Here is a 15,451-nt window from a genome sequence, read left to right on the forward strand (position 1 = left end):
CCCTCAAGTAATGCACCTCGGCCACAATCTGCCTTGGGTCAGAGAAAGGTCACGGTCACAAACCGCGATATGAGGAAGTGGAAAGCATAAAAATCAAAAAGCCCAAGCTATTTAAAAGCCTGGGCTTGATGAATGTTGGCGGAGCGGACGGGACTCGAACCCGCGACCCCCGGCGTGACAGGCCGGTATTCTAACCAACTGAACTACCGCTCCCCAATTGATGCGCGCATCATACCCGCAACATTTTGTTTGGGTCAATGGCTTTATATTTGATAACAGAACGTTAGCTTAAATTTTAAACAGTCTTTTAGGTGCAGCGCACTCTGCTAATCATCAGGCAACGTCAGGTCGATATCATCCAGAGTTTCTTTCATGGATTTCGATGATTTGTCCTGATTGGCGGCATCCAGAGCCGCGGCTTCAAGGGCCTTTTTCAAGGCCTGACGCTTACGCCAGAAGATAATGGCAACTATGCCAAGCAGCAGCAACACCAGATTAACACCAATGAGGACCATCATGGCACTTTCTTTGGCTTTGGCCTCTTCAGCTGCTGCAATTGCTGCTTCGCGCTCTGCTATCTCCTCCGGACTGGGCGGTGGCGCAGGTGGTTCGATAAGGTTGAAAAATTTTTCCGGCAAACTCAGGACAATTTCGCGGCCGGTCACAGTGGTCGAGAACGCTTCCCCTTTGATGCGGTAACTACCGAACTCATGGACTTCAGGAAGCACAAATTCATTCTGCCCTTCTGTCAGTCCGGAAAAGGTGATTGGTAACTGGAGTCCTGCCGGGCCAACCAATTCCAGTTCCAGGTGAGTTTCTGCCAGTTGCAATGCTTCAGCATCGATGCTGACGCTCATACGATAAGGTGATGTGAGCGGGTCGTCCGGCTCAATAAGCTGAAGATTGATGGGATGCCTGGAGAGAATAACCGCCATCTCTTCTTCACGGTCGAATACATTGTTGCGGGCCTGAACGGTAAATTTGTAATGGCCCCAGGGTTGATTCAGGTTAATGGTGCCGGTAAAGATGCCGTCATCGGGTCGTTCATCCAGGCCTTCACCGTCATCTTTATAGCTGCCCACGGTCACTGTACCGGCCGCAAAGTTTTCATCCCCTGGCTGATGATCGCTCACAAAGCGGGCCACCCACTCTACCAGATAGTCCAAACCCGGCATTCTGAGCCGCTGTTCATCTCCCATGAGTCTGGCGGTAATTTTGATGCGCTCTCCCTGAAACAAGGGCTGGGGCAAAGGGTCTATTTCCACCGAGAGCTTACTTAACATGTGCAGCGTTGAGCCCTTGGACACCTTGCCTACCAACTGCCAGGGACCGGGCTGGGGATTTTCGATGGAAATGATGTCACCCGTCACCCCATCGGTCCATTTAACCGTTTCTGGGTGTCTGGAGGCATACCATTTGCTGCCATCCGGCAACACGACCACCACGGGTGCACTGCCGTAGTCACGCTGAATAACCAGCGTCAGGCTCTCCACCATATGGTCGATGCGAAAACGATTTTTAAGCTCCCGCGCCTGCTCTTTGGGCACGACGCCAGCAAGCACGGGCATGGCCTGCAAACAGACCAGCGCAAACAACAATAACAGTTGCAAGGCTTTCAACAAGGTGATTATCCCCGCCAGAGGCATTTGCCCGATTTGCCTACCAAATCAAGCCGTTTTTCATGATTACCCAGTTCATCGGCCGTGGCTCGGACAACTTTAAGGCTTGGGCGATTGGAATCCAGGCGAATGATCCCGCCCTGCTCCTGAGAGCCTTCATCGGCGTGCAAATTAAATTTGGTCTGGCCGCCTGTCATCACCAGATAGACATCGGCCAGGATCTCGGCGTCGAGCAAAGCGCCGTGGTAAGTACGGCGGGTATTGTCTATGCCATATCGTTTACAGAGCGCATCGAGGTTGTTTTTCTGCCCGGGGTGCAAAAACTTGGCAATGGCAAGGGAGTCAAGCACGGTGCAGATGTCTTCAACCTTGGGTCCCTGAGGCACCAACATCGAAAACTCGTGGTTGATAAAGCTCATATCGAACGACGCATTATGCGCCACCAACTCGGCCCCGCGGATAAAATCCAGAAATCCGCCAACAATCTCATGGAATCGGGGTTCACCGGCAACCCTGTCGTTGGTAATGCCGTGTACCGCAATGGCTTCTTCATCAATCGCCTGGCCGGGATTGATATATTGATGGAAGGTGCGTCCGGTTAAGCGACGGTTTACCACTTCCACACAGCCAATTTCAATGATCCTGTGCCCGAGGTACACCGCACCGGCGCCCTGATTCATACCTGTGGTTTCGGTATCGAGGATGATCTGCCTTTCGGCATTTGAAATGATATTCATAGGTAATTCTGGCCTTTAGGAGGCAAAAAACGGTTATACTCGCCGGGAATTCTGACTATGGTAACAACTTGATGAGCGAACTGAAACAGATCCGTATCTACACCGACGGTTCCTGTCTGGGTAACCCCGGTCCCGGTGGATACGGCGTGGTCATGATCTATAAGCAGCACCGCAAAGAACTCGCGGATGGCTTTGCCCTGACAACCAATAACCGTATGGAGCTGCTGGCCCCCATAGTGGCATTGGAAAGCCTTAAGGAACCCTGCGATGTGATCCTGACCAGTGACAGCCAATATATGCGTCAGGGCATTACCGAATGGATCCATGGCTGGAAGAAAAAGGGCTGGGTGACTGCCAGTAAAACGCCGGTCAAGAATGTGGATCTGTGGCAACGCCTCGATGCCGCAGCCGCCAAGCACAAGGTGGATTGGCGCTGGGTGAAAGGCCATGCGGGCCACGCCGAAAACGAACGCTGTGACACTCTTGCCCGTGAAGCGGCCGAAGCAAAACCGACTCAAATTGATAAGGGCTATCAGCCCTGACAACCACTGGCATCATCCAGAGGCGATGCGGCGTATCGCCGCTAGACTACCGGCCTTTCCTGAATATTGAAAAAGTTCTGACAAAACTGCACAAACGCATTGGCAAGTGCCGTTGATTGCCGGCTTTTGTGGCGGATAAGAAAGAATGGCCGGGTAATGGAAAGGCCGGTCACTTCAATCAGGGCGAGCTCACGGCGGGCAAGTTCCCGCTCAAGTGCCAATTCAGATAACACGCCAAGCCCTGCCCCCTGTTTTACCGCGAGTTTGATGGCATCAGCGGTTGAAAAACAAAACCGCGCCTCGGGATGCAGCCCGAGTGCATGGGCTGCGTTGACAAAATGTTCCCGCGTACCAGAGCCCTCTTCCCTCAGCACCCAGTATTGCTGCCTGACCTCATCGACCGAGACCTTTCGCCCTGCCAACGGGTGGGCCGGATGACAAAAAACACACAAATGGTCTTGATGCCAGGCGCGGACATCCAGTCTGCGATCCACACAGTGGCCTTCAATAAAGCCAAGCTCCACCTCAAAGTTAGCCACCTGTTCGATAACCGCAGAGGTATTGTGAATAGACACGTCCACCAGAGCATCCAGATGCTGCTGACCGAACGCCACCGCGGCCTTGGCCAGCAGAAAATTGCCAATAGTGGTACTGGCACCGACTTTAAGCTCACCGGCCAACACTGCGCCGCTGGCATTAAACAGGGCTTCAACTTTGGATGCCTGAGCCAACAGCTCGGTGGCAAGAGGCAGCAGCTGTGCGCCCTGAGCATTAAGTCGCAGCCGATTGCCAACACGTTCAAAGAGTCGCACTGACAGTTGCTTTTCAAGCTCTGCGAGAGCCATTGAGGCTGCCGGCCCCGTCATCCCAAGCCACTGAGCGGCTTTACTCACCTGCCCCGAGCGGGCAATGGCTTCGAACACCTCAAGCTGCCTGAGGGTCATTTTCATCGCTCGTTTGCTCCGACAACCCGACCGGCACGGCCTGCAGTGGCTGCGGTCGTCCATTTGGGTTGGGCGACTTTCCACTTATCGGCAAGTGGGGTTAGCGGTATGTCCACTTTACGGGCAACCAGTAAATACAGGCTGCCTGCACCGGGTAGCCAGGCATGCAGGACATCCTGCCAAAACGCGAATCTGTTGGGGTCGCCTATTAGCGGATGGTAGAAGAAGCGCTCATCGCTGATCACCTGATAGCCAAGAACACTAAGCCAATCCCTGACCCTAGAAGGTAAAAAGAAGCGGCCATGCCAGGGCGCACGCTGTCGTAAGGAAGGCAGCAACTTTCCAAAAAACAGGCTGCTCAGGGGATTAAAACCCACAATAAACAAATAACCACCGCTGATGAGTACCCGGTCTGTTTCACGAAGGATCCGGTAAGGGTCCTCTTCAAACTCAAGCAACAAGCTCATCAGTGCGGCATCTATACAGGCATTTTGAAAAGGTAACTGATGGAAATCGGCCTGAACTCCACCGCCCGGGGCACAGTCCAGTGAGATTTGGTGACTGATACTGCATCTATGGGTGTCGATGGCCGAGGAAAACGCACCCATTTTAAGCAAATGATAGCCGAACACCTTTGGCCACCAGGCATTAAGGGTATTTTCAACCGCCGCCTGCAACTGGGGATGCGCTGGCAAGGCCTGCCATGGTGTCGGCGAATCTGTCATGGGAGCTCGATAAAAAGCCTAAACTTGGCAATAGCATACATTAATTCTTTTACCTATTGCACCAACCCCTTCCCTATTAAAGGACTCTGTTTCACCTCATCCATTAATGGATTTTCACTGTACTTTAATTACGCAGACATGACACACTCACGCCCAGCATTTTTCACCACAAGAGCCAAAGCATGTTGGATATTCGCCCCATTCCCGCGTTCGCGGACAACTACATTTGGATGATTGTACTGCCTGATGGTGGTGCTGTTGTGGTCGACCCAGGCGATGCAATGCCTGTGATAAACACCCTCCAACGCTTGAACCTGCAATTAACTGCGGTGCTTTTGACCCATCACCATAGAGATCATAATGGTGGCATAAACCAACTACGTGACTGGGCAAAGTCAAATGGGCAATCGTTCACTGTCTATGGCGCTGTAACCTCCGATTACAGTGACGTTCTTTGCCGTGACGGCGATACTGTCGACATTTCGGGCTTGACCAGCCCTGTCAGAGTACTGTCGGTGCCGGGCCACACACTGGACCACCTGGCCTTCGTGGTAGACAACGCCCTTTTTTGTGGAGACACCCTGTTCAGTGGCGGATGTGGCCGGTTATTTGAAGGTGATGCGGGTCAACTTTACGATTCACTGGCAAAGTTAGCATCTCTTCCCGATGACACCCTCGTTTATTGTGCCCACGAATATACCCTCTCCAATCTGAGGTTTGCGCTGGCAGTGGAGCCACAAAATCAATGTCTTCAGGATTACGTTAAGCAGGTGAACAACCTACGTGAAGCCAACAAGCCTTCACTGCCAAGCACCCTTGGAACCGAGAAGGCAATCAACCCTTTTTTGAGGGTAGATACAGCAACTGTTCACGCCGCTGTCGCGGCACAAGCTGGACAAAAAGTGCCAGATGAAGTGACCTGCCTCGCCCTTTTGCGCCGTTGGAAAGACAATTTTTAACTTTTGCGCTACTATGTCGGCCATTTTGCTTATGACATGGAATGACTGCATCGCCTACCCGGCGATTGTGCGGCCCGAATAATGACGGGAACGGCATAAAACATAATAAATAACGAGGGTTTGCCTGTTTTCATGCGAAACATTAATTACTTTTTTGCCGGCAGCTTACTGCTGCTTTCCGGCTGTCAGTTGATCCCTAATGGGGACATCCCAGCTGATGATGAGACCAATATCAATCCGACGTTAGAAGTTGTCTCCCCCACCGAATCTGACACCCGGGAGCAGGTCGTTGAAGCACGGGATCTGTGGCAACGTATGCAGGAAGGTATGCACTGGGAAAAGCCCAACGAAGCCTACGTCGCACCTTTCCGTCAGAAGTTGCTGGCCAATCCAAGGCACCTTGAGCAAGTGTTCAGCCGTGCCGAGCCATTCCTGTATCTGATAGTCGATGAACTCGAACGACGGGGATTGCCCCTGGAACTGGCGCTGTTACCCGCCATCGAAAGTGCTTTTGATGCAGACGCTATTTCCCATGCCAGTGCATCCGGCTTATGGCAGTTAACGCCGCCCATGGCCCGTTATTTCGGACTGAAGATGAACTGGTGGTATGACGGCCGCAACGACGTGGTAGCGTCCACCCGAGCAGCGGCGGATTTCCTGGAATACCTGTACGATCGCACCGGCAACAACTGGCACTATGCAATTGCAGCCTATAACAGCGGCGAAGGCCGGGTATTGAGTGCCGTACGTCATAATGAAAAAGCGGGCAAGCCGACTGATATCTGGGCGTTAAAGCTACCTCGGGAAACCCGAAATTATGTGCCAAATCTATTGGCGCTGGCCGATGTTGTCAAACACGCAGATAAATACGGCGTCTCCTTACCTCGCATCAAAAACGAACCTGTAGTCGATGTCGTAGAGATAGGCAGCCAGATAGAACTTGCATTGGCAGCAGAGCTCGCGGGGTTGAGTGTCAGTGAACTTAAGTCACTGAATCCCGGATTCAAACAGTGGGCAACCGCCCCCAAAGGTCCTCACCGCTTGGTGGTACCTGTCAGCAACGCGCCTGATTTTGTCGTGGCACTGGCGCAAACCCCGCAAGAGCAGCGGGTACAGTGGGCCAGATACCAGATTAAGCGTGGTGACAGTCTTAGCGTCATTGCCCGCCAATTCGGCACCACACCTCAGGTGCTCAAGCAGGTGAATCAGATGAAGAACAATCAGCTGATTGCCGGCAAAGAATTGGTAGTGCCAGCCAATGGCCGCACAAATGCAAGTGCGCAGCTGGCATCGGCAACGCCAAAACAAAGCTACAAAGTAAAATCCGGTGATAGTCTGTGGAAAATCGCCCAGGCCCACGGTATCAGTGTGAATGACCTGAAAAAATGGAATTCCCTGGGTAGCAAAGCAATCATCCGTCAGGGGCAGCTCCTGACAGTTTGGCCAGGCTCTAAAGCCGTCGCCAACACGCGCTCGACCACCTATCAAGTCAAACGCGGCGACTCTCTGTCGCTGATTGCGCAGAAATTTAAGGTCAAGATCTCTGAGCTGATGAGCTGGAACAAACTCTCCAGCAGTGCCCTGCAGCCCGGACAGACCCTGACCGTCATGCTGCAGTAAGCCGTGCCCACCCAATAAAAAAGCAGCCACAGGCTGCTTTTTTATTGGGCGAAGGAATAGCCTCGACAAAGCCATTGGGTTGGCCCATAAGTCCATTGGGTTGACCCATAAGTCAAAGGTTACCAACTATCCCCGGGGTTGAAGCTTAACTCGCACTCTCAAATCACGAGATTCTAATGACAAGATTCTCAAATCCCGCCGGAAATGTCGCTCCAGAATCGATGTGACATAACCCCAGCTGTTCATGCAAATAAATCGAACGGAAACTACAACCATCCAGCAAGTTGGCATACAGATATGGCGGTCTGTTCGTTGACACGGGGTCATTGACATTAACAGTGACCCGCTGATTTGATGCTATTAAAAATCGTCCGCTATCGATAGCTGTCGTAGCTCAAGACCCGAAATAAAAAGGAGCGGCCACGCCGCTCCTTTTCCTACACCCCAACGTACTTTTTCCTGAGTACTGCCGCTGCTATCAGCTGCGAGGGGGGATGACTGGCACCGCCAACCCGGATACATTCATGCTGACAGGGGCCATCAATGGGCTTCGCCCCTCCGTGGTGCCAGCAAAGATTGCCTCAAACTGGCAGGGTCCCTGACAGCTCGACAGCGCTTGTTGAGGCACAGCAAACTTATGCGTCAGCACCTCACCGGGGGCGATTTGGGTTTGTCTCAATGCCTGAGTAAACATCATTTCCTGCGACCAGGCCCATACCTTGCGATGCCCCTTATCCATAAGCCAGAGATCCGCGCCCATTCCTGAGGTGAAGTGCGCGGTAATCACACTGCTGCCCTGGTGAGTGACAGTGAGCGTAACCAAAAGTTTGCCACGTTTGTCAGTGCCTTCTACTGTCAGGGCTCCAATAAGTGGCATGTCCATGGTGTTTTCCTTAAATCCGTTTTGCTGTTGACGTAAGTTGGTATCCTCCGTCACAGGCGTTACAACCGCCTCGGCGCAACCAGCGCCGAGCAGCAAACTTAGCATCAGCAGTGGCAGTTTCATTGATTACCTCCCAACTTTTTGAACAGGGAATCTTTCAACTTATCTTTGAGTTTATCAGTCTCGCCCTTCAGTTGGCCTTTGAGCAGAGCCTCGGTATCCAGGGCAAATTTGGGCTCGGTAAAGCTGCCGGTAATAGCGAGCGGAATTTCTATGCCTGCCAACGCCGTATCACCGCCCTGTCCTTCCAGTGAGCCAACCACCTTGGTGGCGAGCTTATAGTCGAGGGTTTCGGCCATAAGATCTGCGCCGCCCTGCCCGGAAATTCGCAGTAGCGGTGAGAGCATCAACAAATCAGGATTATTGGCTTTTCCTGCGGCGATATTCAAAGAACCTGTAAGGCTTGAGAAATCAGTCTTCTTCTCTTCGCCACCGGCGGCCGCATTCAAATCACCTTTGAGCTTGGCCTGTGCATCACGGATCATTTGTGGCACGTTCACACCATAGAGCGCACCATCGGCCACTTCAAACTTACCATTGGCATTGAGGTTGCGCTTGATGTTGTCTGCCAGCAAACCTGCGCCCTTACCCTGAATGTCAAAGTTGGCCGTACCTGCAAGCAAATCAACTTCGGCAGCATCTTTCAGTAGTGGCAATATCTGTACGCCAGTGATGGCTTTATTAAAGCTATAGACCGCCGGTACTTTGCGGCCATCGAGGGTGGCGCTCGCCCCCACTTTGCCGCCATACAGGGATGCTTTGAGTTCATCGACTTTAAGCACGCCCCCGGCAAGATTGGCTCTGAGTGCCCAATCAGCAGTAGACAGACCTGCCACTTTCACGGCGGCAATGTCCAATTTGAGTTTGGCATCAACGGCCTTCATCCCGGACAAGTCCGGCTCTTTCTGCGCGGTATCGGGTGCGGTCGAATCTGCCTTGGTTTGCGACTTTTCGGTACCGAGAATGGCGTCGACATCGATTGCACCAAAGGCCAGCTCAACATCCACAAAAGGCACTTTTTTGCCATAGTTTGCTGCAATGGCGCCTTTGCCTTCAATGTCCATCAGGGTTAGTTTATCCACGGTCAGTTTGGCGGTTTTGGCTTCCAATGCCACATCGGCTCCACCGGCAAACTCAACTGTTACAGCGCCCTTTGGCAGCGAGTTGCCCTGAGCATTAACCTCCAAATTCAATCCGACAAGTGACAAGGCATTAAAAGCTTCACTCACCGTCAGTGTCGCCTCACCCTCACCTTTTACCTTCATATCAGGCAAATCAGCGCCGAACGCAAATGCCAGTGGTGCGGCTTTTCCAGGGGTAAACTCACCCAGTGTTAATGACGACAGCGTAAAGGTTTGGCTGCTGCCAGCGGCTTCATCAATTAGGGTAATGCTGGTATCACTGATGTTTATTCCGCCAATGCTGATGGCATTGAGCCCCGGGCCCTGCTTTACGTCTGCCGGTTTATCAGCAGATGTGGTGTTGCCAGTCAGGCCATCGAGGCTTGATTTGCCCTGCTTGGTGGTGACCAGGGTTAACTTGGCGCCGTCGAGACGCAACTGATCGATTTGTACATCCCGGCTGAGCAGGGGCAGAAGTTTAACCTCGGCAACCACCTCTTTAACCGCCATCATATGGGCTTCTTTAAAGCCTTCGGGGTTAGACAGGCTCACCCCCGCCAGACGAATGCCAATAGAGGGGAAAAATTGCCATGACAGCGGCTCTTCAATAACAAGGTCGCGACCTGTCTGCTCTTTTACAGCATCCACCAGCATGGGTTTAAAATCATTGGGGTCAAATATGAGAGTAATGTACAGCACCACTAAGACGGCAATCGCAGCGATGCCAGCGAAGATCCATTTGATCAATTTCATCCTGGTTTTCCTTTAATCCTGTTCAATAATCGGCAAGGCCTCTCGGGAAACGGCTATGCCATTGTCATCAGCATATATCCAGTCACCGGGATTGACGGTGACGCCGACCAGGTTAAGTGTAACACCTGTGTCCCCCAATCCACGACGTTCAGTTTTTATGGGCACAGAACCCAACGCTTGAACGCCTATATTTAAGGTGGCGAGAGTACCTACATCCCTGATGGCACCGTAAACAACAATGCCAGCCCAGCCATTGTCCAGAGCTGACTGAGCAATCAGGTCGCCGACCAGGGCTTTACGCTGTGAGCCACCGCCGTCAACCACCAGGACCCGGCCCATTCCGGGGGTTGCCAAAAGCTCCTTCACCCTGGAGTTATCCTCAAAGCAGCTTACGGTGACCACCTGTCCGTAAAAAATCCGTTTCGCACCAAACTGACGCCAGGGCGCCGCCACTAAGGTGAGATGTTCGGCAAACTCATCAAACAAATCCGGTAACAGGTCGAGCATGTCCTTACTCCCATTATCATTTTCCTGCAGAGACAGGGATTACTCTAGCCTGATGAATATTCACACTCAAGCAATCAACACGGCCTTTATCTCAATTGCACTATTCTTTATAATCATTCCCCTTAATATTGCCTGCACTCAGGCACCAGAGTATTTACAGAAAGCGAAGCTGAGATGACAACCGATATAGATTTGCAACGTGCAATTGCCGCGCTGGATGAATATGGCTACGACAAAAAGCTTTCAACGGATCTTGAGCAAGCAAGAAATAAGCAACAGATGCGCAAATATCTGGACTCACTCGACTATAGCCTGCGCCGCATGGAACTGTTGCAGGAGTCGGTAAACGAATGGGTCGCTGAACGTAAAGCACTGTTAGCTCAGCAAGAAAATATCCAAACCTATAAAACCAAAATTATTAACCTCTCCAAAGAACTGAATCTTTCCTATAACGAAGTGTTGGAGATAATGAGCAAGCTGGATAGCAAAAACTAATTCCAAGGCCTTTATTTAAGGCCTTGGCGTTTCTTACCTCAGGTATGTTTGATGTTACTGCTCACTTAAAATATACGGTCATCTGCCCTTTATAACGCGTTGCCACACAATAAAAGCTTCTATCTTCACATTGCTCTCCATTCCTTTACTGCTTTACGAATGACACATTGTTGAGCAGCCTTGTTGTTCACTGCCCTCCTCTCTAGCAGCCTGTACCCCACGTGGTCTCTCGGTATAAACGTGGTTATCCTGTAGCCACTTGACACAAAATTCTTACATACCTCTGTATTTAAAAGCTATTTTTCGAACTCCTGAAAAATTTCCTCTGTTTTCTTCAGCAACAGGATTGTTGTCGAAGGGTTAATCCCACCCAGGGCCTTTTCTTAAGAGGTTTCTACTGAAAACCCGTCAGGCACCTGTGCGATCAGGATTAAAGCCAACTACACTCAAATCAGCGTGGGGAGGATGTCGACAACATGAAGAGATTGGTTGCAGCCTTGGCAATGTCAATCGCTGTAGTTTGGTATTTGATGGTTTCGGTAGACCAGGGTTCGGCCAATGCCACCAACTCCCTGACTATCGCCGTATCGGCTACCCCGCTGTCGAGCCCCATTATCGTCGCCGAAAAGAAGGGGCTCTTTCAAAAACACGGCCTGAAAGTGCAGTTAAAGCTCCTGCAGGGCGGTCACCGATGCTTTGATGCCTTGATAAAAAACGAAGCGGATTTAGCCACAAGCTCTGAATCCGTGGTGATGTATAACGCCTTTAAACGTAATGACTTTAGTGTAATTACGAGCTTTGTCACCTCGGATAACGACGTTAAAGTGATTGTGCGTAAAGACAGCGGCATAACGTCGTTGACGGATATTTCAGGCCACAGTGTGGGTATGGTCAAAGGCACTTCCAGCGAGTATTTTTTCAATTCCGCGTTACTGCTTCATGGTGTGGAAAACGCTCTGATTTCCGCCCGTTTTATGGCTCCTGAAGAGCTGGGAAAGGCACTGCTTGATAAACAATTGGATGCAGTCTCTCTGTGGGAGCCTTATGCCAGCGAGCTGATGCAGTCTCTTAAAAGCGATGGCAGCCAACTCAGCACGAAAGGCCTTTACCGTTTGTCTTTCAATTTATTATCTATGCGGGGCGATATTCAGAGTAAGCAGGACACCCACGTGCGTGTACTCAGGGCGCTGGATGAAGCCGTTGCCAGTATCATCACCAGTCCGGCGGAAGCCAAACAGCTTGTCAGTGACTATCTCAACGTGCCTTTGCCTGAGATAGAAGGTTTTTGGGCGGACTACCACTTTCATCTTGGGTTAGATAAAACACTCCAATTAGAGCTGCTGTCCCAAGCCCACTGGGCAATAGATTCTGGCTATGTGGACCAGTCTCAAGCACCTGATTTTCGTGATTTTATCGATAAAACTGCACTCAGCCAGATTAGGGATACGTTCCGCTCACATTGAGGTGAACCATGACACTTTCCAAACGACTCAAACTCAGCGTAGTGATTTCAGGACTTTTGCTGTTTCTGCTGATGGGTATATTGCTTTACTTGGTCGGAATGGATGTACGCGGCTATCGTCACAGTTATTCCTATCAACAGGCCCAGGTCACCCTATCCCGGATGTCCGGTGAACTATGGCAGCTCAATCGTTATGAAGATCTACAGGCCTTGGACAAGGCGCGCGAATTAACCCAATTACTGGATGAGCAAATTGGTTTTCTCGAAAAGGACGCCCAGTACAACCCGTTACTGAGCCACATAAAAAAAACCAATCACAACCTGAAACTGTTAATGCAATTGTATCCTTCAGCCCCCAGAGAAAATGTAGAAACCGCCGCCATGCTCAACGCACGATTCAACACCCTTCTACTAACCATGCAAGACGAAATGGGGGAAATACGTCACCGCCTGGTGGAGGAGCAGTTCTATTCCAAACAGTACCTGCTGCTACTGATTGCGGTGATCCTTTTTCTGTCGATGTCGGCGGTCATTCTGTTCAATCTCAAGACCATGTCAGTATTCAAACAGGGAATGCTGTCCCTCGAATCAGGAATAAGAGATCTCGCCAAAGGCAATCTGGAGACACGGGTATGTGAAGATTCGGGCTCCGAATTTACCGAGTTGTCCAAACACTTTAATTGGATGACACAGGAGTTACAGCAAATTACGGTCAGCAGAGATAAGCTGCAGGACGAAGTCAATAAACGCACCGAAGTGCTGCAACTGCAAAAGGACAAATTAAAGTACGAAGCGGAACATGACTCGCTCACCCGGGTGTACAGCCGTTATGCGTTTCATCGATTACTGGAGCAAAGTTTGAAACGCCTTGCTCGCTCAAATGGCACAGGCGCTCTGCTGTTTATCGATATTGATAAGTTCAAACCCATCAATGATAACTACGGCCACAGCATTGGTGATCATGTGCTGGTCACTGTTGCTCAGCGGATCTCCCATACCCTTCGTGAATCGGATATGGTTGCCCGTATAGGAGGAGATGAATTTATTGTGTGGCTGGAACCCATAGAGCATACCCTGCAACTGGAGGTGGTAATCAAAAAGCTGCTGGATAAACTTCATCTGGACATTAATTTTGCTAATGTCCACCTGCTGATTGACGTCAGTATCGGTGCGGCTTGCTATCCCCAGGATGGTACAGGCATAGAAGAGCTTATCAATGTTGCCGATCGCAACATGTATGCCTGTAAGCGAGGCGATCGCGACATCAAATCAGCTCGACAAGGGGCTGAAAACCTTGCGGATGAAGGCGGTGTTTAGGAGCTTCTCACGCCGCAGCCACAATAACCACAGACAAAGCAGCAAATACAGGCTGGGCTCGATGATCTCAGATTTTACCGACCAAAGGTAATGTACAGGAGCAAGCAAGGCGACTAGATACACCCAATTATGCAGCCTTTGCCAATGGGGCCCCATGCGCCTTTGTAGGCTTTTTAAGGAGGTTACGGCGAGCGCCGTTAAAATCACCAAGCCTGCCATCCCCACCAACAAATACGGGCGCTTTAAAATTTCCGTCAACAACATGTTCCAGGCAAACAGTAAGTCCAGGCTGACAAAGGCCAGTAGATGCAACACACCATAGCTAAAGGTCCACAAACCAATCAAACGCCGGGTTTGCATTAACGGTCCCATCTTTAAACGCTTTGCGAGCGGCGTTATCAGCAGTGTCAGCATCAGCCCGTGAAGCGTGCCTTTACCGGTAAAGTGAATCAGGTACTGAACCGGGTCGCCGCCCAATTGGTTAAGTGCAACACCCCATCCAAGCCACAACAAAGGCAAAATAAACCCCGTATGCAGTGCGCACTTTAGCCAAAACAGTCGTCCCGGGGTCAATCGCATTAAAAATACCTTTTCAAATCCAAGTCTTTATAGAGATGCGCTACCTGCTCTTCGTAACCGTTGAACGGACGTGTCGCGATACGCTCGGCAGAAAAAAGCCCTCCCGGACCTATTCTGCGCTCAGAGGCCTGAGACCACCTGGGATGATCCACATCGGGGTTTACGTTCGCATAGAATCCATATTCGTGGGGAGCTAGCTGATTCCAGCTTGTAGGTGGCTGCTTGTTCATCACCCTAATTTTCACAATGGATTTAATACTCTTGAAGCCGTATTTCCAGGGTACCACCAAACGAACCGGGGCCCCATTTTGGGGCGGCAGGGTTTTTCCATAGAGCCCTACGCTCAGGAGAGATAACTCATTCATGGCTTCAGCGAGGGTCAGCCCTTCCACGTAAGGATAATGAATGCCACCGCCCACATAAGTATTTTTTTGTCCCGGCATTTGCGCCGGATCGTACAGGGTTTCAAACGCCACATGGGTAGCCCCAGCCTTTACACCGGCCTTTTTTAACAGTGCCGCCAGTGGAAAACCAACCCAGGGCACCACCATTGACCAGGCTTCAACGCAGCGCAGTCGATAGATACGCTCCTCAAGGGCGAAGCTTTGCAGCAAATCATCATAATCAAGCTGCAATGGCGTATCTACCAGGCCCTCTACCGACAGGTGCCAGGGGTTCACTTTAAACGACTGGGCATTTTCAACCGGGTCGGTCTTGGCAGTACCAAACTCGTAAAAGTTGTTGTGACTTATGACCTTGTTTTCCGGAGTGAGAGGCTCGGAAAAATCCTGAAACGCAGCGGGCTTATTGGCAGACAAGGGGGCTTGAATAAAAACTGGCTTGGGTGCTGAGGAAAACACATCAAATATACTGCCATGCACTGCGCCGGGAAGGCTCGCGCCAATGGCGCCCAATCCCAGCGCTTTTACGATGGCACGTCGGTCCCTGAACAAAGGCTCGGGCGTGACCTCGGCCTCAGACAGTTGCCAAGATGGGCGTGTCACTCTGCGTCGTTTCACCTAAGGCTCCTTAAAAATTCGGTGGCTGCTGTTAAACAAGACAGCCGTATGGTCTGACTTCTTTCAGTAATACGTGATTTTTTCTTCAGCTGACCAATTATCATTCTTA

At 51.0% G+C, this 15,451-nt stretch carries 15 protein-coding genes and 1 tRNA gene; 6 read left to right on the forward strand and 10 right to left on the reverse strand.

Features of this window, described 5'->3' with window-relative positions; all coding sequences use genetic code 11:
- Positions 1-136: 136 nt before the first annotated feature.
- The 3 genes from SAMA_RS09835 to dnaQ all read right to left on the reverse strand — a co-directional run bounded on the left by SAMA_RS09835 (position 137) and on the right by dnaQ (position 2,356).
- Positions 137-213: transfer RNA gene (locus SAMA_RS09835), tRNA-Asp, on the reverse strand.
- Positions 214-326: 113 nt separating this feature from the next.
- Entirely contained in the window at positions 327-1,568 is a 1,242-nt protein-coding gene (locus tag SAMA_RS09840) for a TIGR03503 family protein (RefSeq protein ID WP_232280547.1), read from the reverse strand.
- A 59-nt stretch (positions 1,569-1,627) separates the two neighbouring features.
- Complete coding sequence (gene dnaQ / locus SAMA_RS09845) at positions 1,628-2,356, reverse strand: DNA polymerase III subunit epsilon (protein ID WP_011759993.1); 729 nt, start codon at positions 2,354-2,356, stop codon at positions 1,628-1,630.
- Between the two features lie 71 nt (positions 2,357-2,427).
- On the opposite strand from dnaQ, the gene rnhA reads away from it, so the two are divergent.
- A complete protein-coding gene (gene rnhA, locus SAMA_RS09850; protein WP_011759994.1) occupies positions 2,428-2,898 on the forward strand; it encodes a ribonuclease HI in 471 nt (156 codons plus the stop codon).
- 41 nt (positions 2,899-2,939) lie between these two features.
- On the opposite strand, the gene SAMA_RS09855 is transcribed toward rnhA, so the two are convergent.
- Both SAMA_RS09855 and SAMA_RS09860 read right to left on the reverse strand, forming a co-directional pair.
- Positions 2,940-3,848, reverse strand: coding sequence for a LysR substrate-binding domain-containing protein (locus tag SAMA_RS09855; protein WP_011759995.1), 909 nt, complete (start codon positions 3,846-3,848; stop codon positions 2,940-2,942).
- Positions 3,845-4,567 carry a class I SAM-dependent methyltransferase gene (locus SAMA_RS09860; protein WP_011759996.1) on the reverse strand — a complete coding sequence of 241 codons (723 nt, stop codon included), beginning with the start codon at positions 4,565-4,567 and terminating at the stop codon, positions 3,845-3,847. Before SAMA_RS09860 ends, SAMA_RS09855 begins: the two co-directional genes overlap by 4 nt.
- Before the next feature lie 182 nt (positions 4,568-4,749).
- Here SAMA_RS09860 and gloB point away from each other — a divergent pair, with 182 nt between their 5' ends.
- Positions 4,750-5,526 carry a hydroxyacylglutathione hydrolase gene (gloB, locus tag SAMA_RS09865; protein WP_011759997.1) on the forward strand — a complete coding sequence of 259 codons (777 nt, stop codon included), beginning with the start codon at positions 4,750-4,752 and terminating at the stop codon, positions 5,524-5,526.
- 132 nt (positions 5,527-5,658) lie between these two features.
- Complete coding sequence (locus SAMA_RS09870; RefSeq protein WP_011759998.1) at positions 5,659-7,146, forward strand: lytic transglycosylase; 1,488 nt, start codon at positions 5,659-5,661, stop codon at positions 7,144-7,146.
- A gap of 478 nt (positions 7,147-7,624) precedes the next feature.
- On the opposite strand, the gene SAMA_RS19150 is transcribed toward SAMA_RS09870, so the two are convergent.
- Genes SAMA_RS19150 through SAMA_RS09885 form a run of 3 tightly spaced genes read right to left on the reverse strand, consistent with a single transcriptional unit; the run spans position 7,625 to position 10,470 of the window.
- Positions 7,625-8,152 (reverse strand): BsuPI-related putative proteinase inhibitor, encoded by a 528-nt coding sequence (locus SAMA_RS19150; protein ID WP_011759999.1) that lies wholly within the window; start codon positions 8,150-8,152, stop codon positions 7,625-7,627.
- Positions 8,149-9,963 carry an AsmA family protein gene (locus SAMA_RS09880; RefSeq protein ID WP_011760000.1) on the reverse strand — a complete coding sequence of 605 codons (1,815 nt, stop codon included), beginning with the start codon at positions 9,961-9,963 and terminating at the stop codon, positions 8,149-8,151. The genes SAMA_RS19150 and SAMA_RS09880 overlap by 4 nt, the downstream gene beginning before the upstream one ends.
- 12 nt (positions 9,964-9,975) lie before the next feature.
- Positions 9,976-10,470, reverse strand: a complete 495-nt coding sequence (locus tag SAMA_RS09885) for a putative 4-hydroxy-4-methyl-2-oxoglutarate aldolase (RefSeq protein ID WP_011760001.1) — start codon at positions 10,468-10,470, stop codon at positions 9,976-9,978.
- A 174-nt stretch (positions 10,471-10,644) separates the two neighbouring features.
- Here SAMA_RS09885 and SAMA_RS09890 point away from each other — a divergent pair, with 174 nt between their 5' ends.
- The 3 genes from SAMA_RS09890 to SAMA_RS09900 all read left to right on the forward strand — a co-directional run bounded on the left by SAMA_RS09890 (position 10,645) and on the right by SAMA_RS09900 (position 13,744).
- Entirely contained in the window at positions 10,645-10,965 is a 321-nt protein-coding gene (locus tag SAMA_RS09890) for a hypothetical protein (protein ID WP_011760002.1), read from the forward strand.
- A 476-nt stretch (positions 10,966-11,441) separates the two neighbouring features.
- Positions 11,442-12,428, forward strand: coding sequence for an ABC transporter substrate-binding protein (locus SAMA_RS09895; protein WP_011760003.1), 987 nt, complete (start codon positions 11,442-11,444; stop codon positions 12,426-12,428).
- Positions 12,429-12,436: 8 nt separating this feature from the next.
- Positions 12,437-13,744, forward strand: a complete 1,308-nt coding sequence (locus SAMA_RS09900) for a GGDEF domain-containing protein (RefSeq protein WP_011760004.1) — start codon at positions 12,437-12,439, stop codon at positions 13,742-13,744.
- On the opposite strand, the gene msrQ is transcribed toward SAMA_RS09900, so the two are convergent.
- A complete protein-coding gene (msrQ, locus tag SAMA_RS09905) occupies positions 13,697-14,323 on the reverse strand; it encodes a protein-methionine-sulfoxide reductase heme-binding subunit MsrQ (protein ID WP_011760005.1) in 627 nt (208 codons plus the stop codon). The two genes, SAMA_RS09900 and msrQ, sit on opposite strands and share 48 nt — an antisense overlap.
- Positions 14,323-15,342 (reverse strand): protein-methionine-sulfoxide reductase catalytic subunit MsrP, encoded by a 1,020-nt coding sequence (gene msrP / locus SAMA_RS09910; protein WP_041409806.1) that lies wholly within the window; start codon positions 15,340-15,342, stop codon positions 14,323-14,325. The genes msrQ and msrP overlap by 1 nt, the downstream gene beginning before the upstream one ends.
- Positions 15,343-15,451: the final 109 nt, after the last annotated feature.

This window comes from Shewanella amazonensis SB2B, from assembly GCF_000015245.1.
Classification (GTDB): Bacteria; Pseudomonadota; Gammaproteobacteria; order Enterobacterales; family Shewanellaceae; genus Shewanella; species Shewanella amazonensis.

What these genes read in the sequence shown, in the direction of transcription:
- SAMA_RS09890 (WP_011760002.1), top strand. Translation starts at nt 10,645, where the DNA reads ATGACAACCGATATAGATTTGCAACGTGCAATTGCCGCGCTGGATGAA.
- dnaQ (WP_011759993.1), bottom strand. Translation starts at nt 2,356, where the DNA reads ATGAATATCATTTCAAATGCCGAAAGGCAGATCATCCTCGATACCGAA.
- gloB (WP_011759997.1), top strand. Translation starts at nt 4,750, where the DNA reads ATGTTGGATATTCGCCCCATTCCCGCGTTCGCGGACAACTACATTTGG.
- SAMA_RS09870 (WP_011759998.1), top strand. Translation starts at nt 5,659, where the DNA reads ATGCGAAACATTAATTACTTTTTTGCCGGCAGCTTACTGCTGCTTTCC.
- SAMA_RS09840 (WP_232280547.1), bottom strand. Translation starts at nt 1,568, where the DNA reads ATGCCCGTGCTTGCTGGCGTCGTGCCCAAAGAGCAGGCGCGGGAGCTT.
- rnhA (WP_011759994.1), top strand. Translation starts at nt 2,428, where the DNA reads ATGAGCGAACTGAAACAGATCCGTATCTACACCGACGGTTCCTGTCTG.
- SAMA_RS09860 (WP_011759996.1), bottom strand. Translation starts at nt 4,567, where the DNA reads ATGACAGATTCGCCGACACCATGGCAGGCCTTGCCAGCGCATCCCCAG.
- SAMA_RS09885 (WP_011760001.1), bottom strand. Translation starts at nt 10,470, where the DNA reads ATGCTCGACCTGTTACCGGATTTGTTTGATGAGTTTGCCGAACATCTC.
- SAMA_RS09895 (WP_011760003.1), top strand. Translation starts at nt 11,442, where the DNA reads ATGAAGAGATTGGTTGCAGCCTTGGCAATGTCAATCGCTGTAGTTTGG.
- SAMA_RS19150 (WP_011759999.1), bottom strand. Translation starts at nt 8,152, where the DNA reads ATGAAACTGCCACTGCTGATGCTAAGTTTGCTGCTCGGCGCTGGTTGC.
- SAMA_RS09855 (WP_011759995.1), bottom strand. Translation starts at nt 3,848, where the DNA reads ATGAAAATGACCCTCAGGCAGCTTGAGGTGTTCGAAGCCATTGCCCGC.
- msrQ (WP_011760005.1), bottom strand. Translation starts at nt 14,323, where the DNA reads ATGCGATTGACCCCGGGACGACTGTTTTGGCTAAAGTGCGCACTGCAT.
- SAMA_RS09880 (WP_011760000.1), bottom strand. Translation starts at nt 9,963, where the DNA reads ATGAAATTGATCAAATGGATCTTCGCTGGCATCGCTGCGATTGCCGTC.
- SAMA_RS09900 (WP_011760004.1), top strand. Translation starts at nt 12,437, where the DNA reads ATGACACTTTCCAAACGACTCAAACTCAGCGTAGTGATTTCAGGACTT.